Source organism: Daeguia caeni (genome assembly GCF_042653845.1).
Taxonomy (GTDB): Bacteria; Pseudomonadota; Alphaproteobacteria; order Rhizobiales; family Rhizobiaceae; genus Brucella; species Brucella caeni.
In genome coordinates, this window is sequence record NZ_JBHSEL010000031.1 from 12,085 (window position 1) to 30,953 (window position 18,869).

Genomic DNA, 18,869 nt, shown 5'->3' on the forward strand with positions numbered 1-18,869 from the left:
ATGATGAATACTCAGGACGTGCTCGCCGTTTTCCGCGAGGCAGGGGCAATTCTCGAAGGCCATTTCATTCTGACCTCTGGCCTGCGCAGCCCGATTTTCCTGCAAAAGGCACGCGTTTTCATGCATGCCGACAAGACGGAAAAACTGTGCAAGGCTCTGGCTGAAAAGATCAGGGCAGAAAATCTGGGCCAGATCGACTACGTCGTCGGCCCGGCGATTGGCGGTCTCATCCCGGCCTATGAAACCTCGCGCCATCTCGGCGTGCCTGCGATCTGGGTCGAGCGCGAAAATGGCGTGTTTCGTCTGCGTCGTTTTGAGGTGCCGAAGGGCGCGCGGGTGGTGATTGTGGAAGATATTGTCACGACCGGGCTTTCTATCCGTGAAACGATCGAATGCATGAAGGATATTGGCGTCGAAGTGGTGGCTGCTGCCTGTATCGTCGATCGTTCGGCAGGCAAGGCCGATGTTGGCACGAGGCTCATTGCCCTGGCCGAATACGAAGTGCCGGCCTATCCGGTCGACCAGCTTCCGCCGGAACTGGCGGCCATTCCGCCGGTCAAGCCCGGCAGCCGCAATATCTGATCTGGAACTTCCTGATACCAACCGGGGCGCCAGACGAAAGGACACTGGCGCCCCGCGTTTCACCGGAACCCGGTTCATGGCCGGGGCTTGGGATGCCGGTGAAATTGGATCACTCTTCCAGACTGCGTGCAATCACCAGCCTCTGCACTTCGCTGGTGCCTTCATAGATCTGACAGACGCGCACGTCACGATAGATGCGCTCGACCGGATAATCTGACAGATAGCCATAGCCGCCGTGAATCTGGATCGCGGCCGAGCAGACTTCCTCTGCCATTTCGGATGCGACCAGCTTGGCCATGGAGGCTTCTTTCAGGCATGGCTGGCCTGCTTCGCGCAAGGCTGCGGCATGCAGCACCATTTGCCGTGCGGTTTCGATTTTTGTCGCCATATCCGCCAGTTTGAACGCAACCGCCTGATGCTCGCCAATCGGTTTGCCAAAGGCAAGGCGTTCTCTAGCATAGGTGCGGGCTGCTTCAAATGCCGCACGTGCCATGCCGACAGCCTGTGCGGCAATGCCGATGCGCCCGCCTTCAAGATTGGCAAGCGCGATCTTGTAGCCTTCGCCTTCTGCGCCGAGGCGGTTTTCCACCGGTACGCGCATGCCTGTGAAGGCAAGCGCGCAGGTGTCGGAGGCATGCTGGCCAAGCTTGTGCTCCACCGACACAACTTCATAGCCCGGTGTGTCGGTCGGCACGATGAAAGCGGAAATGCCTTTCTTGCCTGCAGAAGGATCGGTCACGGCAAAGACAATCACCACATTGCCATTCTTGCCCGACGTGATGAACTGCTTGGCACCGTCGATCACATAATGATCGCCGTCGCGACGCGCACGCGTCTTGAGTGCGGAGGCATCCGAGCCTGCCTGCGGTTCGGTCAGGGCAAAGCCGCCAATCCATTCGCCGGATGCCATTTTGGGCAGGAAACGGCGTTTCTGCTCTTCCGTGCCAAAGCGCAAAATCGGCATGCAGCCAACGGAGGAATGCACCGACACGATGGTCGAGCAGGCGCCATCCGCAGCGGCAATTTCTTCCAGCGCCACCGCATAGGCCACCATGCCAAGGTCGGAGCCGCCCCATTCTTCCGGTACCAGCATGCCGAGAAAGCCAAGCGCGCCCATTTCAGCAAGCTCCGTGCGCGGAAAGCTGTGCTCGCGGTCACGCTGGGCAGCGCCTGGCGCAAGACGCTCCTGCGCAAAGGCGCGCACCGCATCGCGGATCTGCATTTGCGTCTCATTGAGCAACATCAGACAATCCTTTCGATTGCCACGGCAGTCGCCTCACCGCCGCCAAGACAGATTGCCGCCATGCCACGCTTCAGCCCATGAGTTTCAAGGGCAGCAAGCAGTGTCACCATGATGCGCGCGCCCGATGCGCCGATCGGATGGCCAAGGGCGCAGGCACCACCATGAATATTGACCTTGTCATGCGGCAGGTCGAGATCGCGCATTGCGGCCATGGCGACCACGGCAAAGGCCTCATTGATCTCGAACAGATCAACGTCTTTCAGCTTCCAGCCGGTCTTGTCGGACAGTTTGCGCAGAGCACCGATAGGCGCGGTCGGAAACAGGCCGGGCTTGTCGCCATAGGTGGCATGAGCAGTCAGGACAGCACGCGGGGTGAGGCCGCGCTTGTCTGCTTCCGAGGCGCGCATCAGCACAAGGGCGGCCGCGCCATCGGAAATCGATGAGGAATTGGCTGCCGTTACCGTGCCGCCGTCGCGAAAGGCGGGACGCAGAGTCGGGATCTTGTCGATTTTCGCCTTGCCCGGCTGTTCGTCAATCGTCACGGTCACTTCCGCGCGACCGGCTTGCACGCTCACCGGCGTGATTTCCGCGGCAAACAGCCCTTCTTGAATCGCCTTTTGTGCGCGTGTCAGCGAGGCAATGGCAAATTCATCCTGATCCTCGCGGGTGAATTGATAGGCCTCGGCACAGTCTTCGGCAAAGGTGCCCATCAGACGCCCACGGTCATAGGCATCTTCCAGCCCATCGAGGAACATATGATCCAGCACCTGACCATGGCCCATGCGGTAGCCGCCGCGCGCCTTTGGCAGGAGATAGGGCGCATTGGTCATGCTTTCCATGCCGCCCGCCACAACCACATCGGCAGAGCCTGCAAGCAGAAGATCATGACCGAGCATGGCCGCCTTCATGCCGGATCCGCACATTTTGTTGATGGTTGTCGCCGCACTGCCAAGCGAAAGGCCAGCTTTCAGGGCCGCCTGACGGGCAGGCGCCTGTCCCTGACCGGCCGGCAGAACGCAGCCCATGAAAATTTCCTCAACCGCCTCCGGGGCAAGGCCAGCACCTGCAAGCGCCCCCTTGATGGCGGCTGCGCCAAGATCGGTGGCCTGCAGATTGGCAAAATCGCCCTGAAAACCGCCCATGGGCGTGCGCGCCGCACCGACAATGACGACAGGATCGCTGTTGGACATGATTTCCTCCGGCTTTTACTTTGCGGCCATGCGCAATGCGCCGTCCAGACGAATGACTTCGCCGTTCAGCATCTGGTTTTCGATAATATGGCGGACAAGGGCGGCATATTCTGCCGGATCACCAAGGCGCGGCGGGAAAGGCACGGACTTGCCAAGCCCATCCTGTACCTCCTGCGGCATGCCTGCCATCATGGGAGTGGCGAAAATGCCCGGTGCAATGGTCATGACGCGGATGCCATGGCGGGCAAGCTCGCGTGCGGCAGGCAGGGTGAGGGCGGCAACGCCGCCTTTCGATGCCGAATAGGCGACCTGACCGATCTGTCCGTCAAAGGCGGCAACCGAGGCCGTATTGATAATGACGCCGCGTTCGCCGCCCTGGCCTGGCTCATTTTGGGCAATTGCCTCGGCAGCAAGCCGGAGCATGTTGAACGTGCCAGTGAGATTGATGGCAATGGCGCGCGCAAAGCTTTCAAGCCGATGTGGTCCGTCGCGACCAAGCACCTTTTCGCCCGGCGCAATGCCTGCACAATTGACCAGACCATCAACGCGGCCAAAAGCCTTGAGGGTTGCGGCAATGGCTGCCTTGCCATCTTCTTCGCTGGCCACATCGGTAGGTTGAAAAATGGCGGCGCCGCCAAGTTCGCTTGCGCTTGCTTTGCCGGCTTCGGCATTGACATCCAGCACAACGGCCTTGCCGCCCGCATCCACAACCATTCTGGCAACGGCCTTGCCAAGGCCGGAACCAGCCCCCGTAATGAGAAAGACACGATCCTGAATCTGCATTTCTGTCTCCAATCAGGCCTGAGCCAGTTTTTCAATTTCAGCTTTGCGCAACAGGAAGCGCTGGATCTTGCCGCTCGGTGTCTTGGGCAGTTCGGCGACAAAATCGATCGCGCGCGGATAGGCATGAGCCGAAAGGCGTTTCTTGACATGCTGTGCCAGTTCTTCGGTGAGTTCAGGCGTTCCTTCAAAGCCGGGTGCCAGCACCACAAAGGCTTTCACGATTTCCGTGCGCTGCGGGTCAGGCACACCAATCACCGCGACTTCAGTGACAGCAGCATGTTCCAGCAGAGCGCTTTCCACATCAAACGGCCCGATGCGATAGCCGGACGAGGTGATCACATCATCGGCGCGGCCGATGAAGCTGATCGAGCCATCCGGTTCGAATTCCACCGTATCGCCCGTGCGGTAATAGCCGCCGGCAATGGCGGGCGTTTCCTGCTGATAATAGCCGGTAAACCACAGAAGCGGCGAGTTGTTTATGTCAACCGCCAGAATGCCGGGCCGATTGGGGCCGACCTCATTGCCATTGTCATCCAGAACCGCAACGCGATAGCCCGGCATGGCATAGCCGGCCGAGCCATGACGCACCGGATGCTTGAGGCCGCGATGATTGTTGACCACCATGCCAAGCTCGGTCTGACCGTAATGATCATGAATGGGCACGGCGAGATTGGCCTCAAACCAGCGGATGACTTCAGGATTGAGCGGCTCGCCCGCGCTGGAGACCACGCGCAGCTTGCCCTTGATGCGCTGCGCGGCTTCCAGGCCTGCCGCCATCAAACTGCGATAGGCGGTCGGAGAACCGGCAAGGCTGGTGACACCGAGGCGCTCGATAATGTCATAGGTGCTCTCGGCGGTAAAACCACCTTCATAAAGCGTGGTGGCCATGCCCAGCATCAGCGGGCCGGTGATGGCATAATAAAGTCCGTAAGCCCAGCCAGGATCGGCAATGTTCCAGAAAACATCATCGGGGCGCAGGTCAACGGCATCACGCATATAGACACCGAAGGCCAGAAGCGCGCGCAGCGGCACAGGAACCCCCTTGGGCAGGCCAGCCGTGCCGGAGGTTGACATCATCATGAAAAGATCATCGCCTTTGCGCATGACGGGCGCACAATCGCTTGATGCGGCGGCAACTTCCGCGCGGAAATCAATATCGCCCGGTAAAAGCGTTTCGCCCTCGGTAATGATGGTGGCAATCTGCGGGCAAACCTCCATGCCTTCAAGCTTGGGGCGATTGGCGCTGTTCGTCACGACCAGTTTTGCGCCGCTGGTCTTGAAACGGTGCTCAATGGCTTTCGGACCGAAGGCGGTAAACAGTGGCTGGTAAACCGCGCCAATGCGCCAGACGCCGAGAATGGTGGCAACCAGATCAACCGTGCGAGGCAACAGGCCGGCTACACAATCGCCAGCACCAATGCCATGCGCTTTCAGCATATTGCCGATACGGGCCGAAAGATCGCGCAATTGTTCAAATGTATATTCTGTCAGCGTGCCGTCGGCGACAATGGCGCGCAGGGCAAGACGGTTTTCGCCGACATAACGGTCGCAGCATTCGATACAGGCATTGAGACCTGTCGCCGGATCGCCGTCGAGCAGTGCAATGACATTTTCAATACGAAATTGTGCAACCGCGTTCTCATAGAGCGCAGGCTGCGAAACCGCAGACTGTTTGGTCATTATGATCTCCTCCTGGCCAGATCTTTCACTGGCATGGCCGCACCTCCTGCAGCCAGGGGAAGGTTACGTCGCTCAAATATGGCAAACAATGACAGAAAATGACTTTAAGGATGATCGGATTTGCAATAAATAGCCAAACATGAAGCGTCACAATATCACTCCCGGTTTTGTCGAAGATGCGCTGGAACGCGTCCGTGCGGCGGGTTTTGATCCTGCATCGCTCATGGTTGCAGCCGGTCTGCCGGAACATGTCAGCGAGCCGATCAGCAATATTGAATATGGTCGTTTGTGGTGGCTGATTGCCGAGACCTTGCAGGATGAATTTTTCGGATTGGCGGCTCGGCCGATGCGTCCGGGCAGTTTCAACATGATGTGCTACGCCGTGCTTCATGCCGGCACGCTGGAGCGGGCACTGCGGCGCTCCCTGCAGTTTCTCAATCTTGTGCTCGAAAATCCGCGTGGCGATTTGCGTATTCGTGACGGGGTTGCCGAAATTGTGCTGACGGGGAAGCCGGCGGCGCATCCGGCCTTTGCCTATCGCACCTATCTGCTCATTCTGATGGGCGTTGCCTGCTGGCTGGTGGGCAGGCGCATTCCGTTGCGCCATCTTGATTTTGCCTGTCCGGCGCCTGTGCACCGACAGGATTACCGTCAGTTCTTTGGCGCCCCAGTCCTGTTTGATCAGCGGGAAACGAGGCTCGTCTTTGATTCGTCCTATCTTTCAGCGCCGATCGTGCGCAGCGAAGCTGCGCTGGAAAGTTTTCTGCGAGAGGCGCCTGCCAATATTCTCATCCGCTACCGGCACGACCATGATGTTTCCTTGCGCGTGCGCACGCTGCTTGGCCAATGCGCCTTTTCTGACTGGCCGGACTTTGACGCGGTGGCACGACAGTTGCGTCTGTCGCCGGCAACGCTGCGGCGCAAGTTGCGTGCCGAAGGCCAGAGTTTTGGCGCAATCCGGGATGAGCTGCGCCTTGTTGCCGCACAGAAACTGCTGCGCGAACGACAGCACGCCATCGCGGAAATTGCTGCTGAACTGGGCTATAGCGAGCCAAGCGCCTTTTACCGCGCCTTTCAGAAACAGATGGGACAAAGCCCGGCGCAATACCGTAAGTTGCACCTATCTCAATGAGAATTCAGCATTTCTTGTCGCAAGGCCGTTGAATTTTCTGAAAACTGGCAGAAATTCACAATTTTTGCTTGCACCTTTCGCCGCAAATACCCACATGGCTGTGGCATGAGGGCGTTTGTACCAATTGCCTATGGCCTGCGGCGAAATTGCACTTTGCGGTACACGCCGTAGTTTCATAGTGAAAGAATGTGACCAGCATTTGTCTCGCAAGAAAATCATCTGACAGGGTTTATCGTGGCTGTCCTTTCCCTCGCTGCCGAACAAAATTCGCTCTATCATGCGCCATGCCGGGCATGCGAAGACTGCTCTGTGCGTCGAATGGCTGTGTGTTCTGTCCTTGATGACAACGAGCTGTATGCGCTCGAAGCCATCATGTCCACCAGGAAGCTTGCCGCCAATGAAATGCTGCTTGAAGAAGGCGAGCCGAAGAAGCGCGTTTTCAGCCTTACGTCGGGCGTGATACGTCTTTACACCTCCCTGCCGGACGGTCGGCGTCAGATTGCGGGTTTTTTGTTCCCAGGTGATTATATTGGTCTTGCCGATGACGAAGTCTATTCGCAATCGGCGGAAGCGGTCATACCTTCCGTGCTTTGCTCCTTTTCAGCGCGCGACATGGACGAGTTGATGGGGCAGTTTCCTAAGCTGAAGGAACGGCTTTATCAGATGACACGCATTGCCCTGCGCGCAGCGCGCGACAACCAGCTCGTGCTGGGCAGGCTTGCGCCGGTTGAAAAGCTGGCAAGTTTCCTGCTGTTGTTGTCAGCGCGTGCCGAACAGCGTGGAGAGCCTGCCAATCCGGTGCATCTGGTAATGAATCGCATTGATATTGCAGATTATCTGGGCCTGACCATCGAAACGGTAAGCCGCAGTTTCACCAAACTGAAGACGCAGGGCCTCATCCATCTGCCAGATGCCAATACGGTCGAAATCCTGTCGCACCGTTCCCTGTCTGCCGTTGCAGGCATCAATCCGCATATCTGAGCCTTTACGCACCCAATTCTGTTGATTTGAATCAATGCAGGCGTGTGGATGACGCATTAGGTTCGTGCCTAAGGTAGGACGCTGGATGCTTGCAGCTTCTGGTCAGTCGTCATTGTGGCATGAGCAGGGGACACAATTTACGGCTTATGCATGTGAGCTGGCCCAGCCATGCGTGCAAGGCCGTCGGAGCGTTCTGCTGAAGCGAGTTGGCCCTCAAGGGGAAGGGGCTCTGTAACGCAAGGCAGGCGGAGATTATGCGATATGCGTGACGACGTTCTAAGACGCTATGCGGCGCTGGCGGTTCCTCGCTATACGTCGTTTCCGACTGCTGCAGACTTTACCACGCAAACACCGGATACGATGCGCCGCTGGCTGCGTCAGATCGGGCCGGCTGAGCATGTCTCGCTTTATATTCATGTCCCTTATTGTCGCGAGATCTGCCATTATTGCGGTTGCCATGCCAAGATGGCCATCCGTGAGGATGTGATCGCCAATTATGTGGCGGCGCTGCTAAGTGAAATCGATACGGTAGGTGCTGCCCTGAGTGCGCGTCCGAAGGTCGTCCACCTGCATTGGGGTGGCGGTACGCCCTCCATTCTGAGCGAAAAACAGTTCAAGGCTGTGGTCACGGCCTTGCAGCTTGCCTTTGAATTCGACCCGGCGATGGAGCATGCAATCGAGCTTGATCCGCGTACGGTTACGCCGCAGCTTGTGCAGACCTTGGCACATATCGGCGTCAATCGCGCCAGCCTCGGTGTGCAGGATATTGATGAAAAGGTACAGAAAGCCATTGGCCGCATTCAGCCTTTTGAAACAGTCAGGCGCGCGACAGACCTGCTGCGCGAGGTTGGTATCAGCAGGATCAACTTCGATCTGATCTACGGTCTGCCCTATCAGACGGTCGAGACCATCCGTTCAACCTGTGAAAAGGTGGCCAGCCTCAAACCTGACCGGGTTGCCTGTTATGGCTATGCCCATCTGCCGCAGCGCCGCTCCAATCAGCGTCTGGTCGATGCAAGCCTGCTGCCGGATGCGGATGAGCGTTTCGTGCAGGCGCAGACAGTGGCGGACTGTTTCAGGTCCTATGGCTATCAGCCGGTCGGCATCGACCATTATGCCTTGCCGGATGATTCCCTTGCCATTGCCGCACGCTCCGGCACGCTGAACCGTAATTTCCAAGGCTACACCGATGACACCTGCGAAACACTGATCGGCTTTGGCCCATCATCGATTTCCCAGTTTCATGGCGGCTATGTCCAGAATATTGCGGATGTCGGCCAGTACCGCAAACGGGTGGAATCGGGCGATCTTGCGACTGTGCGCGGCTATACGCTGCGCGATTCCGACCGTATCCGCGCCAGGATCATCACCGCGCTCATGTGCAATTTCGCTGTCGATCTGAATGAAGTCGCGCCTGACATGGAATTTTCTGACGAACTGGCGCTCTTGCGTCCCCTGGTCGCTGATGGGGTGGTCGAGGTGAAAAACGGCATCATTCGCGCAACCGAAGATGGCAAGCCGTTGATTCGTCTCGTCGCGGCTGCTTTCGACGAGTTCCGCAAGGAGAATGTTCAGGCTTTCAGCTGCGCCGTCTGATCGCAGCAACGCAGCCCGGAACGGCTTGTCCGGGCATGAAAATTGGGAATTGCCGCTGCACCGGGCCGTCAATGGGTCAGTGGCATGGGAGCGCCGCTTGTTGGGGGATGAGCGGCGCTCCATGTTTTTCAGGCTCGTCCTGATCGGTCAGGCCTTTTTGCGCTGTTCCAGCTTGGGCAGGAAAATGGTGAGCAGGCCCAGTGTCGGCATGAAGGAGCAGAACCAGTAAACGAAATCGATGCCCTTGCGGTCGGCGACAATGCCAAGAACTGCGGCCGCAATACCGGCAATGCCGAAGGCAAGGCCAAAGAACAGGCCCGACACCATGCCAACACGGCCGGGCAGCAATTCCTGCGCATAGACGATGATGGCCGGGAAGGCGGAAGCCAGAATAAAGCCAATGATCACGGTCAGAACAGCGGTAAGATAGAGATTGGCATAGGGCAGCACCAACGTGAAGGGCAGGATCCCCAGGATCGATACCCAGATCACCTTGCGCGCGCCAATTCGGTCGCCAATCGGCCCGCCAAAGATGGTGCCCGCCGCAACGGCACTCAGGAACAGGAACAGCAATAATTGCGCAGTCTGCATGGAGACGCCAAAGCGGTGCATGGTGTAGAAGGTGTAATAGCTGGTCAGGCTGGCGAGATAGACATACTTCGTGAAGATCAGCAGCGCCAGAACCACCAGCGAAATCATGGCGGTGCGTCTGGAGACCGGCAATGTCTTGTCCGCTTGCGCCTTTCGGACATTGGCCTTGCGGTAGCGGCTGTACCAGTTGCCGACAAACCAGAGCAGGACAATGCCCATCAGGGCTGCGATGGAAAACCATGAAACGCTGATCTGGCCGAAGGGCAGGACAACGAAAGCTGCCAGCAATGGCCCGATGGATGAGCCGAAATTGCCGCCCACCTGAAACAGCGATTGTGCAAAGCCATGCCGCCCGCCAGATGCCATGCGTGCCACACGGGCAGCCTCCGGATGGAAGACCGACGAGCCAAAGCCGACAAAGGCAGCTCCCATCAACAGAAAGGGATAGCTGTGCGCGGTTGCCAGCAGAATCAGCCCGATCAGCGTGCAGCACATGCCAAAGGGCAGTGAATAGGGCATTGGACGCTTGTCGGTATAGATGCCGACAATCGGCTGCAGGATTGAGGCCGTGACCTGAAAGGTGAAGGTCAGCAGGCCGATCTGCCAGAAATCGAGGCTGTAATTGGCCTTCAGCATGGGATAGATCGCCGGCAGGAGCGATTGCATCATGTCATTAAGAAAATGGGCCACGCTTGTGGCCAGGATAACGGCAACGACCGTATTTTCGCCGCTCTTGGTCGGCTGCTCTGCAGCGTTTACACGCATTGTGTAACTCCAATGTCCACCAGATTGCCATCACGGGGCGCAATTGTCGGCGTCATCGCTTTGGCATGCTGCAAATTAGCGAACTTCAGGGGGCTGGCAACTGGTTTGCGGCAAAACCGTGCCGTTTGTGCCGAACTAAATCGATCTATTGCGCCTTGATCACGCGAAATTCATCACTCCGGTCTGCAAAAGCCGTAATTATGCGCACTCGGGGATTGTTTTTGCAATCTGATGTAATTGTGGCGCGAAATTGCAAATTATGATTGCATTGTTTACAATAAACATAAGTCAGCCAATCAGTTCGAGCCACCCGTCACGCCCGATTGCAACTGCACGCATATAATCCGAAAGAAATATTGAATGTAATTGGAATTGTTTCTGTGTGTTTTGAGCAGTAATAGAAGCGCATGTTGTTTAAACGCCGAAATCCCCCGACGCCCATGGAGCGCCTTCGGGTCATGCTGTGGCCGCGCCGGTCCTTTTCCCGCTCGTTGAAATACGGCAGCAAAAGGATTCTGCGCATTTCCGCATCCCCGCATGCGATTGCTATGGGGCTTGCGATTGGCATATTTGCCGCTTTCACGCCCTTCTTTGGATTTCATCTGATCATTGCGGTCGTGCTTGCCTATTTTCTGGCTGGCAATGTCGCTGCTGCCGCGCTTGGCACTGCCGTGGCCAATCCGCTGACCTTGCCTTTCATCTGGGGTAGTACCTTTGAGATCGGCCGGTTTTTCCTGCGTGGTGAGTTCGGCAAGGAGCCGCCGCTGCGGCTTGGGGCTGCACTGGAGACCATGCATTTCAGTGAAATCTGGGGCCCGCTGATCAAGCCCATGCTGTTGGGGTCGCTGGTGCTGGGGGCTGGCTTTGCAGTTTTGACCTATTTCACGACATTCTATTTCGTGGCCTCCATGCGCCGCCGCCGCGTTGTTCGGATGAAGGTGCGTCAGATGGCAGGCAGGAAGGCGGCTTCATGATCATCGGCATTGGCTCGGATCTCATTGATATTCGCCGGATTGAACAGGCGCTGGAAAGACATGGCCAGCGCTTTTGCGATCGTGTTTTTACCGAGATTGAACAGAAAAAATCCGAAGGGCGCAAACAGCGCGCGGCATCCTATGCCAAGCGGTTTGCTGCCAAGGAAGCCTGTGCCAAGGCGTTGGGAACGGGCATTGCGCAAGGGGTTTTCTGGCGCGACATGGGGGTTGTCAACACGCCTTCCGGCAAGCCGACCATGGAGTTGACAGGTGGCGCGGCCGAACATCTGAAGCGTTTGTTGCCAGAAGGCACGCGTCCTGCCATACATCTGACAATTACTGATGATTTTCCTTTGGCAAAGGCCTTTGTGATCATCGAAGCACTGCCGGAGACGGATCAATGAACCTGAAGCCGTGCAAGGGACTGGAAAACCTGCGGATCGTGATCCACACCCGGCCGTTGTGCTGATTGCTTCGGCGCATTTTAGCCAGTAGAACAGCGCATCAATAGCAAGCGGAGAAAGAATGAGCGTGTCCAGCAAGAGCGGTAGCAAAAAATCCGGCGGCCTGTGGGAGACTATCAGCGTTATTGTTCAGGCCCTGTTGCTTGCGCTGATCATTCGCACATTCCTGTTTCAGCCTTTCAGCATTCCGTCGGGGTCGATGCGTCCGACCCTGCTTGAAGGCGATTATCTCTTTGTGTCCAAATATGCCTATGGCTATTCGCGCTATTCGCTGCCCTTCGGCCTTGATCTGTTCAATGGCCGCATCTGGAGCGCCGAGCCGAAGCGCGGCGATGTGGTCGTCTTCAAGCTGCCGAGCGACCCGTCGGTGGATTACATCAAGCGCGTGATCGGTCTGCCGGGCGACAGGATCCAGATGCGTGACGGCGTGCTTTACATCAATGACACGCCGGTCAAGCGTGAACTGATTGGCACGATCGACAATCCGGATGTGACCGAAGTGAACCGCCCGGTCGAGGTCTATCGCGAAACCCTGCCCAATGGCGTGAGCTATGACACGCTTGATCTGACGCCGAATTCATTTGGCGACAACACCCGCGTGTTTGAGGTGCCGGAAGGGCATTATTTCATGATGGGTGACAATCGCGATAATTCACTCGATAGCCGCTTTTCGGTTGGCTATGTCCCATTTGAAAATCTTGTTGGCCGCGCTAATATCATTTTCTTCTCGATTGCCGACAAGGCAAGTCCGTTGGAAATTTGGAAATGGCCGACTGATATGCGCTTCAGCCGTCTGTTTACCTGGGTGAATGGAACGCCGCATACGGCAGTCACCGGAAACTGAAATGACCATGATGAAATCAGCCGCGTCGGTGCTGGAAGAGCGCACCGGCCATCGCTTTCTGAATCTGAAGCGCCTGGAGCAGGCGCTCACCCATTCGAGCGTCCAGGTGCCGCATGGCGCCAATTATGAGCGGCTGGAATTTCTGGGCGACCGGGTTCTGGGGCTTCTGGTTGCCGAAATGCTGTTTCAAACCTTCCCGGAAGCGACAGAAGGCGAACTTTCGGTGCGCCTGAATGCGCTGGTCAATGCCGAGACCTGTGCTGCGATTGCCGATGAGATTGGCCTTGCCAAATTCATTCGTACTGGAGCCGACATCAAGAGCCTCAATGACAAGCGGCTGTTGAATGTGCGTGCTGATGTGGTCGAGGCGCTGATTGCCACGATCTATCTCGATGGCGGCCTGGAAGCAGTGCGACCATTCGTGCATAAATACTGGAAAGAGCGTTCGCTGGTGACGGGGGCTGCCAGACGCGATGCCAAGACCGAGTTGCAGGAATGGGCGCATCAGCGCGGCAATGTGCACCCGACCTATGCCATTGTCAGCCGCGTTGGCCCTGATCACGATCCCGTCTTTACGGTAGAAGTGACGGTGCCGGGGCTTGCGCCGGAAACGGGGGTCGGACGCTCAAAGCGTATTGCCGAACAGGCAGCGGCGGAAGCCTTGCTCTATCGCGAGGCGGTGTGGAAACGTGCTGGTGCCGCGTAACTGGGCGCGAGGCATCGCCGTGTCTTTCAAGACAGTCCTGTTATGATTGCCCGAATGATGCAGCTTCGCTGTTGAGGCAGAAACGTCGTCCGAGCGCAGTTTCAGGAAAAATGGGTACCGGCTTTCTGTCCGGAATTGCGAAAACGATATGCTATACATGCATGCCAAAAAGGATCGAGCATGACAAACCCGACATTGCCGCAGGAAGGCGAGCAGCAGAATATGGCCACACGCTCTGGCTTTGTCGCCCTGATTGGCGCGCCCAATGCGGGCAAGTCCACGCTGGTCAATCAGCTTGTCGGCACCAAGGTTTCGATCGTCACCCATAAGGTGCAGACGACGCGTGCGCTGGTGCGCGGTATTTTCATCGAAGGCCCGGCGCAGATCGTTCTGGTAGACACGCCCGGTATTTTCCGCCCGAAACGCCGGCTTGACCGTGCCATGGTTACTACGGCCTGGGGAGGCGCGAAGGATGCCGACATCATTCTCGTGCTGATTGATGCGCAGGTTGGGCTGAATGACAATGCCGAAGCCTTGCTTGAAAATGTGAAGCAAGCGCGCCAGAAAAAGGTTCTGGTGCTCAACAAGGTTGATCGGGTTGATCCGCCAAGGCTTTTGAAACTGGCACAAAGAGCCAATGAGCTGGCAGCCTTTGATCAGACATTCATGGTTTCGGCACTGACCGGTTCTGGCTGCAAGGATCTGGCGAAATATCTCGCTGAAAATGTACCGCAAGGCCCGTGGTATTATCCGGAAGACCAGATTTCCGACATGCCGATGCGCCAGCTCGCCGCTGAAATTACCCGCGAGAAACTCTATCTGCGCCTGCATGAGGAACTGCCTTATGCCTCGACCATCGAGACCGAGCGCTGGGAAGAGCGCAAGGACGGCTCGGTGCGCATTGAGCAGGTGATCTATGTCGAGCGCGACAGCCAGAAAAAGATCGTGCTTGGCCATAAGGGCGAGACGATCAAGGCCATCGGCCAGGCCGCGCGCAAGGAAATTTCCGAAATTCTGGAACAGCCGGTGCATCTGTTCCTGTTTGTGAAGGTGCGCGAAAACTGGGGCAATGACCCGGAACGCTACCGCGAAATGGGGCTTGATTTTCCGATCTGAGGCGACAGCTGATTGCCATGGAATGGCGTGATGAAGGTATAATTCTCGGAACGCGCCGCCATGGCGAAACAAGCGTGATTGTCGAGGTGATGACCCGTGCGCATGGCCGCCATCTCGGCATGGTGCGCGGCGGGCGATCACGCCGCATGCAGCCTCTGTTGCAGCCGGGAAATCATGTGGATCTGACATGGTGGGCGCGGCTGGATGAACATCTTGGCAGTTTCACCATTGAGCCATTGGGTTTTGCCGCGGCGCGCCTGATTGAAATGCCGGTTGCGCTTTATGGCATCCAGCTTGCCGCCGCTCATCTGCGCCTTTTGCCCGAACGCGATGTGCATCGCGGGCTATATGAAACGCTGCGTCTCATCATCGATCATTTTGATGATCCGCTTGCTGCGGGCGAATTGCTCTTGCGCTTTGAAGTGATGATGCTGGAAGAGCTGGGCTTTGGGCTTGATCTGCGTGAATGTGCGGCAACCGGGCGCAAGGACGATCTCATCTATGTCTCGCCCAGATCAGGCCGCGCCGTTTGTCGCGAGGCGGGGGCGCCCTGGGCTGACAAGCTCTTGGCTCTGCCGGGCTTTGTCCTTGATACATCCGTGCGCGCCACAAGCTTTGACGAGCTTGCCAAGGCCTATCGGATGACAGGCTATTTCTTCATGCGCCATGTTTGGGAGCCGCGTGCTCAACCCCCGCCTGATGCGCGAAGCGGCTTTCTCAATGCAATAGAACGGAGCCTCAGGGCCTGATGGGCAGGCTGAAGACCTCTCCTTCAAAGGCATCTGCGCCGCGGCCAATGGTGCGAATGGCCGTCTCCATCCGCCCCTGCCGTGCCAGCAATTGATCTGCCAGCGCAATCAGCCGGATATTGGGGGTTGCTGATGGGGAAAGCCTGCGCAGCTGCATGGCAAGCCTGGCTTCGTCCTGCTCAGGCATCAGGGCTGCGGCGGTAATGAAGGCTGCGGCCGGCGAGCGCGAAACACCTGCATGGCAATGTATGAGCAAAGGCGCATGCCGCGGCCATGCGCGCACGAAATCAAGCAGCTGCGCCACATGACCGACTTCCGGCAGCACCAGCCCGGCACGCGGTTCGGTAATGTCGTTGAAAGCCAGAACCAGCCGCGCAAAGGCATGATTTGCGGCGATGGTACAGACCTCGCCGCTCGTCAGCGTCACGATATGGCTTGGCCGGTGCAGGACGATCTGTTCTGCCAGTTGCGATTGTGGGCAGACGATGACGGATGACATGCTCATCCCTTGCGGCTTTGGTCAAGTGATTGAAAACGCGTAAGAAACTCTGCCTGCACAACTTGCGTCGGGCGTGGAGTGAGATCAAGCCCGTCAGGATCAAAGCCGTGCGGGCGGCCAAAATATCTGGTGGCTTCGCTTTCGGTAAAACCGGCAAGCCGTGTTGCCTCGAAATAGGCGGCAACGCGGTCGGCGCGCTTGATCAGTGACTTCAACCGGGCAGGCATGGAGGCGGGCAGCGAAAATCGCAGGTGAATGGCAGTTTCCAGCCGGGTTTCGATCAGCTTGTAATTGCCGCCCATCACGGCCTTGAACGGCGAGATCATGTCGCCGATCACATATTCGGGTGCGTCATGCAGCAGTGCAAACATCTGCCATTCCTGCGAGGCATCCGGCACGATACGGTTGAAGATCTGTTCTACCAGTAGTGAATGCTGTGCCACCGAATAGGCATGTTCACCGATCGTCTGGCCATTCCAGCGTGCCACACGGGCAAGCCCATGCGCAATGTCGGAAATCTCGATATCGAGCGGCGAGGGGTCGAGCAGATCAAGCCTGCGTCCCGACAACATGCGTTGCCATGCGCGTGGAGTCCCATTGGAACGATCTGCGACGGCCATCAGTTTTCTTCCGCTGCTTCGGTTGGGAAAATGAAACGCACATTGGGCGGCAGGTCGAGCGTGATGGCCGTCTCGCCGGCAAGGATAGGCGTGTTGCTGTCGATCGCTTGCTTGACGCGGTCGATGCGCACGAGGGCAATGCCGATACCAACGGCCGAACTGCCAAGCGTGCCGATCTCGCGGCCGCCAGCGGTGATCACTGTGCCTTTTTCGGGCAGCCCCGCTTCCGCCGTTGCCACCAGAACGCGCCGCCTTGGTGTGCCGCGATGCTGCATGCGAGAGACCACTTCCTGCCCGACAAAACAGCCTTTCGGGAAGTCAACCCCGCCAGTCTGATCGAAATTGATGTCATGCGGGAAAACCTCGCCATAGGCATAATCGGCTTCGCCTTCCGCAATGCCATGGCTTGCACGCAGTTTCGTCCAGGCGGTCTGATCATCCGTACCATCCGCCTTGCCATAAATACGCATGACATTGAGTTTCGCCGGAAAGCGCGTATCGCGCTTGAGGACACAACCTTCAGGCACAGGCGAATCACTGTGCCAGCTTGTGCTGATCAGTGATTCTGGCAATTGGCTTATTTCGGCCTTGGCGCGCAGGCGATAAAGCATCATGCGCTTGGCGAAATCGGCGGCAATGCTCTTGGGCAGATCAAGGCGAAAACCATTGTCGATACGTGAAATCAGGAAATCAAACAAGATCTTGCCCTGTGGCGTCAGCAATGCGCCGGGTTTCACTTCATCTGCCGTGAGTTTTCCCAGATCGGTGGTGATCACGGCTTGCAGAAATTTTTCGGCCTCTTCGCCAGTGATATGGACGAGTGCCCTGTTGGAAAGATTTACCGTCTTGGCCTGATCCGTCATCGCTTCTTCCTTGCCTTTCGCGCCATCGTTACGTAAGCCGCAATGCAAAGGCTCGCAAGTCCCATCACGACCGCAGGAGACAAGAATGGCTGAGACGTTTGATACGATTCTGAGAGGTGCCACCATCGTCAATCATGATGGCATTGGTGCGCGTGACATCGGCATCCGGGGCGGACGCATTGCAGCCATTGGTTCGCTTGGGACAAACAGCGCGGGTGAGGTGATCGACTGCACAGGCCTGCATATTCTGCCGGGCGTGGTGGATAGCCAGGTGCATTTCCGTGAGCCGGGGCTTGAGCACAAGGAAGACTTGGAAACCGGCTCACGCGCTGCCGTGCTTGGCGGTGTGACGGCGGTTTTTGAAATGCCGAACACCAAGCCGCTCACGACCTCGGCCGAAGCGCTGGAAGACAAGGTCAGGCGTGGCCGCCATCGCATGCATTGCGATTTTGCCTTCTGGGTTGGTGGCACGCGTGACAATGCCGGGGACGTGCCGGAACTGGAACGTCTGCCGGGGGCTGCTGGCATCAAGGTTTTCATGGGCTCGTCCACCGGCGATCTGCTGGTTGAAGACGATGAGGGGGTGCGCTCGATCCTGAAGAATACGCGCCGCCGCGCCGCCTTCCATTCGGAAGACGAATTCCGTCTGCGCGAGCGCACGGGCCTGCGCGTTGAGAGCGATCCATCAAGCCACCCGGTCTGGCGTGATGAAATTGCCGCCCTGCAATGCACCGAACGGCTGGTGCGTATTGCGCATGAAACCGGCGCGCGCATCCATGTGCTGCATATTTCGACGGCAGAAGAGATCGAGTTTCTGAAGAATCACAAGGATGTGGCAACCTGTGAGGCAACGCCGCATCATCTGACGCTTTCGGCTGATGACTACAGGACACTTGGCAATCTGATCCAGATGAACCCGCCTGTGCGCGACAAGCGCCACCGCGACGGCGTGTGGGTCGGTATCAATCAGGGCATTGTCGATGTACTTGGCTCCGACCATGCGCCGCACACGATGGAAGAAAAGCAGAAGCCATATCCGGCTTCACCTTCTGGCATGACCGGTGTTCAGACGCTGGTGCCGATCATGCTCGATCATGTGAATGCAGGAAGGCTCACGCTGGAACGCTTTGTCGATCTTTCAAGCCACGGTCCGAACCGCATTTTCGGCATGTCGCGTAAAGGCCGTATCGCGGTTGGATATGATGCGGATCTGACCATCGTCGACATGAAGCGTCGCGAGACGATCACGCATGAACAGGCGGGGTCAAAGGCTTGCTGGACGCCTTATCATGGCAAGACCGTGACCGGCTGGCCGATCGGCACCTTTGTGCGTGGTATCAAGGTGATGTGGGAGGCGGAAATCGTCAATCCGCATCAGGGCGAGCCGGTCGAATTCATCGAGGCTTTGCCTCGTTAGGACATGTCTCCCAAAACAGCCGCTTTTGGGATGCGCTTCGCATTCCTGTACCAAGCGCCTGCGTTTTCGCGGGC

Annotated in this window: 19 protein-coding genes; 11 read left to right on the plus strand and 8 right to left on the minus strand. The window is 57.5% G+C overall.

Going from position 1 to position 18,869, the window contains the following annotated elements:
- Positions 1-3: 3 nt before the first annotated feature.
- Entirely contained in the window at positions 4-582 is a 579-nt protein-coding gene (gene pyrE, locus ACFO1V_RS02605) for an orotate phosphoribosyltransferase (RefSeq protein ID WP_374832377.1), read from the plus strand.
- Positions 583-691: 109 nt separating this feature from the next.
- Here the strand turns inward: pyrE and ACFO1V_RS02610 are convergent, their stop codons facing one another.
- From ACFO1V_RS02610 to ACFO1V_RS02625, 4 genes are read right to left on the minus strand one after another with little or no spacing between them, the layout of a single operon-like run.
- On the minus strand, positions 692-1,825 hold the full coding sequence (locus ACFO1V_RS02610) for an acyl-CoA dehydrogenase family protein (RefSeq protein ID WP_374832261.1): 1,134 nt from the start codon (positions 1,823-1,825) through the stop codon (positions 692-694).
- A complete protein-coding gene (locus tag ACFO1V_RS02615; RefSeq protein ID WP_374832263.1) occupies positions 1,825-3,015 on the minus strand; it encodes an acetyl-CoA C-acyltransferase in 1,191 nt (396 codons plus the stop codon). Before ACFO1V_RS02615 ends, ACFO1V_RS02610 begins: the two co-directional genes overlap by 1 nt.
- 15 nt (positions 3,016-3,030) lie before the next feature.
- Positions 3,031-3,798 (minus strand): 3-hydroxyacyl-CoA dehydrogenase, encoded by a 768-nt coding sequence (locus ACFO1V_RS02620; RefSeq protein ID WP_374832265.1) that lies wholly within the window; start codon positions 3,796-3,798, stop codon positions 3,031-3,033.
- A gap of 12 nt (positions 3,799-3,810) precedes the next feature.
- Positions 3,811-5,478: an acyl-CoA synthetase gene (locus ACFO1V_RS02625; RefSeq protein WP_374832267.1), complete on the minus strand. Its 1,668-nt coding sequence runs from the start codon at positions 5,476-5,478 to the stop codon at positions 3,811-3,813.
- 139 nt (positions 5,479-5,617) lie between these two features.
- Here ACFO1V_RS02625 and ACFO1V_RS02630 point away from each other — a divergent pair, with 139 nt between their 5' ends.
- From ACFO1V_RS02630 to hemN, 3 genes are all read left to right on the plus strand, one after another.
- Positions 5,618-6,610: an AraC family transcriptional regulator gene (locus ACFO1V_RS02630; RefSeq protein WP_374832269.1), complete on the plus strand. Its 993-nt coding sequence runs from the start codon at positions 5,618-5,620 to the stop codon at positions 6,608-6,610.
- Positions 6,611-6,928: 318 nt separating this feature from the next.
- Positions 6,929-7,591, plus strand: coding sequence for a cyclic nucleotide-binding domain-containing protein (locus tag ACFO1V_RS02635; protein WP_374832271.1), 663 nt, complete (start codon positions 6,929-6,931; stop codon positions 7,589-7,591).
- A gap of 261 nt (positions 7,592-7,852) precedes the next feature.
- The gene (gene hemN / locus ACFO1V_RS02640) at positions 7,853-9,187 is read left to right on the plus strand and encodes an oxygen-independent coproporphyrinogen III oxidase (protein ID WP_374832273.1); all 1,335 of its coding nucleotides are present in this window, start codon (positions 7,853-7,855) and stop codon (positions 9,185-9,187) included.
- Between the two features lie 147 nt (positions 9,188-9,334).
- Here hemN and ACFO1V_RS02645 read toward each other — a convergent pair whose 3' ends face one another.
- On the minus strand, positions 9,335-10,543 hold the full coding sequence (locus tag ACFO1V_RS02645; protein WP_374832275.1) for an MFS transporter: 1,209 nt from the start codon (positions 10,541-10,543) through the stop codon (positions 9,335-9,337).
- 407 nt (positions 10,544-10,950) lie between these two features.
- Between ACFO1V_RS02645 and ACFO1V_RS02650 the strand changes: the two genes are divergently transcribed.
- The 6 genes from ACFO1V_RS02650 to recO all read left to right on the plus strand — a co-directional run bounded on the left by ACFO1V_RS02650 (position 10,951) and on the right by recO (position 15,396).
- The gene (locus tag ACFO1V_RS02650; protein WP_374832277.1) at positions 10,951-11,517 is read left to right on the plus strand and encodes a DUF2062 domain-containing protein; all 567 of its coding nucleotides are present in this window, start codon (positions 10,951-10,953) and stop codon (positions 11,515-11,517) included.
- On the plus strand, positions 11,514-11,921 hold the full coding sequence (gene acpS / locus ACFO1V_RS02655) for a holo-ACP synthase (RefSeq protein ID WP_374832279.1): 408 nt from the start codon (positions 11,514-11,516) through the stop codon (positions 11,919-11,921). The genes ACFO1V_RS02650 and acpS overlap by 4 nt, the downstream gene beginning before the upstream one ends.
- Before the next feature lie 121 nt (positions 11,922-12,042).
- Positions 12,043-12,825 (plus strand): signal peptidase I, encoded by a 783-nt coding sequence (lepB, locus tag ACFO1V_RS02660; RefSeq protein ID WP_374832281.1) that lies wholly within the window; start codon positions 12,043-12,045, stop codon positions 12,823-12,825.
- Position 12,826: 1 nt separating this feature from the next.
- On the plus strand, positions 12,827-13,531 hold the full coding sequence (rnc, locus tag ACFO1V_RS02665) for a ribonuclease III (RefSeq protein ID WP_374832283.1): 705 nt from the start codon (positions 12,827-12,829) through the stop codon (positions 13,529-13,531).
- A 180-nt stretch (positions 13,532-13,711) separates the two neighbouring features.
- A complete protein-coding gene (gene era / locus ACFO1V_RS02670; RefSeq protein WP_374832285.1) occupies positions 13,712-14,647 on the plus strand; it encodes a GTPase Era in 936 nt (311 codons plus the stop codon).
- Positions 14,648-14,664: 17 nt separating this feature from the next.
- Positions 14,665-15,396: a DNA repair protein RecO gene (recO, locus tag ACFO1V_RS02675; protein ID WP_374832287.1), complete on the plus strand. Its 732-nt coding sequence runs from the start codon at positions 14,665-14,667 to the stop codon at positions 15,394-15,396.
- Here recO and ACFO1V_RS02680 read toward each other — a convergent pair.
- Genes ACFO1V_RS02680 through ygfZ form a run of 3 tightly spaced genes read right to left on the minus strand, consistent with a single transcriptional unit; the run spans position 15,386 to position 17,378 of the window.
- A complete protein-coding gene (locus ACFO1V_RS02680; RefSeq protein ID WP_374832289.1) occupies positions 15,386-15,895 on the minus strand; it encodes a tyrosine phosphatase family protein in 510 nt (169 codons plus the stop codon). The genes recO and ACFO1V_RS02680 overlap by 11 nt on opposite strands.
- 2 nt (positions 15,896-15,897) lie before the next feature.
- Positions 15,898-16,515 carry a YfbR-like 5'-deoxynucleotidase gene (locus ACFO1V_RS02685; protein ID WP_374832291.1) on the minus strand — a complete coding sequence of 206 codons (618 nt, stop codon included), beginning with the start codon at positions 16,513-16,515 and terminating at the stop codon, positions 15,898-15,900.
- Complete coding sequence (gene ygfZ, locus ACFO1V_RS02690) at positions 16,515-17,378, minus strand: CAF17-like 4Fe-4S cluster assembly/insertion protein YgfZ (RefSeq protein WP_374832293.1); 864 nt, start codon at positions 17,376-17,378, stop codon at positions 16,515-16,517. Before ygfZ ends, ACFO1V_RS02685 begins: the two co-directional genes overlap by 1 nt.
- A gap of 85 nt (positions 17,379-17,463) precedes the next feature.
- Between ygfZ and ACFO1V_RS02695 the strand changes: the two genes are divergently transcribed.
- Positions 17,464-18,795, plus strand: a complete 1,332-nt coding sequence (locus ACFO1V_RS02695) for a dihydroorotase (RefSeq protein ID WP_374832295.1) — start codon at positions 17,464-17,466, stop codon at positions 18,793-18,795.
- Positions 18,796-18,869 lie beyond the last annotated feature (74 nt).

Excerpts from the sequence above, each read along its gene's own strand:
- pyrE (WP_374832377.1), top strand. The coding sequence starts at position 4 with ATGAATACTCAGGACGTGCTCGCCGTTTTCCGCGAGGCAGGGGCAATT.
- ACFO1V_RS02610 (WP_374832261.1), bottom strand. The coding sequence starts at position 1,825 with ATGTTGCTCAATGAGACGCAAATGCAGATCCGCGATGCGGTGCGCGCC.
- ACFO1V_RS02615 (WP_374832263.1), bottom strand. The coding sequence starts at position 3,015 with ATGTCCAACAGCGATCCTGTCGTCATTGTCGGTGCGGCGCGCACGCCC.
- ACFO1V_RS02620 (WP_374832265.1), bottom strand. The coding sequence starts at position 3,798 with ATGCAGATTCAGGATCGTGTCTTTCTCATTACGGGGGCTGGTTCCGGC.
- ACFO1V_RS02625 (WP_374832267.1), bottom strand. The coding sequence starts at position 5,478 with ATGACCAAACAGTCTGCGGTTTCGCAGCCTGCGCTCTATGAGAACGCG.
- ACFO1V_RS02630 (WP_374832269.1), top strand. The coding sequence starts at position 5,618 with ATGAAGCGTCACAATATCACTCCCGGTTTTGTCGAAGATGCGCTGGAA.
- ACFO1V_RS02635 (WP_374832271.1), top strand. The coding sequence starts at position 6,929 with ATGGCTGTGTGTTCTGTCCTTGATGACAACGAGCTGTATGCGCTCGAA.
- hemN (WP_374832273.1), top strand. The coding sequence starts at position 7,853 with ATGCGTGACGACGTTCTAAGACGCTATGCGGCGCTGGCGGTTCCTCGC.
- ACFO1V_RS02645 (WP_374832275.1), bottom strand. The coding sequence starts at position 10,543 with ATGCGTGTAAACGCTGCAGAGCAGCCGACCAAGAGCGGCGAAAATACG.
- ACFO1V_RS02650 (WP_374832277.1), top strand. The coding sequence starts at position 10,951 with ATGTTGTTTAAACGCCGAAATCCCCCGACGCCCATGGAGCGCCTTCGG.
- acpS (WP_374832279.1), top strand. The coding sequence starts at position 11,514 with ATGATCATCGGCATTGGCTCGGATCTCATTGATATTCGCCGGATTGAA.
- lepB (WP_374832281.1), top strand. The coding sequence starts at position 12,043 with ATGAGCGTGTCCAGCAAGAGCGGTAGCAAAAAATCCGGCGGCCTGTGG.
- rnc (WP_374832283.1), top strand. The coding sequence starts at position 12,827 with ATGACCATGATGAAATCAGCCGCGTCGGTGCTGGAAGAGCGCACCGGC.
- era (WP_374832285.1), top strand. The coding sequence starts at position 13,712 with ATGACAAACCCGACATTGCCGCAGGAAGGCGAGCAGCAGAATATGGCC.
- recO (WP_374832287.1), top strand. The coding sequence starts at position 14,665 with ATGGAATGGCGTGATGAAGGTATAATTCTCGGAACGCGCCGCCATGGC.
- ACFO1V_RS02680 (WP_374832289.1), bottom strand. The coding sequence starts at position 15,895 with ATGTCATCCGTCATCGTCTGCCCACAATCGCAACTGGCAGAACAGATC.
- ACFO1V_RS02685 (WP_374832291.1), bottom strand. The coding sequence starts at position 16,515 with ATGGCCGTCGCAGATCGTTCCAATGGGACTCCACGCGCATGGCAACGC.
- ygfZ (WP_374832293.1), bottom strand. The coding sequence starts at position 17,378 with ATGACGGATCAGGCCAAGACGGTAAATCTTTCCAACAGGGCACTCGTC.
- ACFO1V_RS02695 (WP_374832295.1), top strand. The coding sequence starts at position 17,464 with ATGGCTGAGACGTTTGATACGATTCTGAGAGGTGCCACCATCGTCAAT.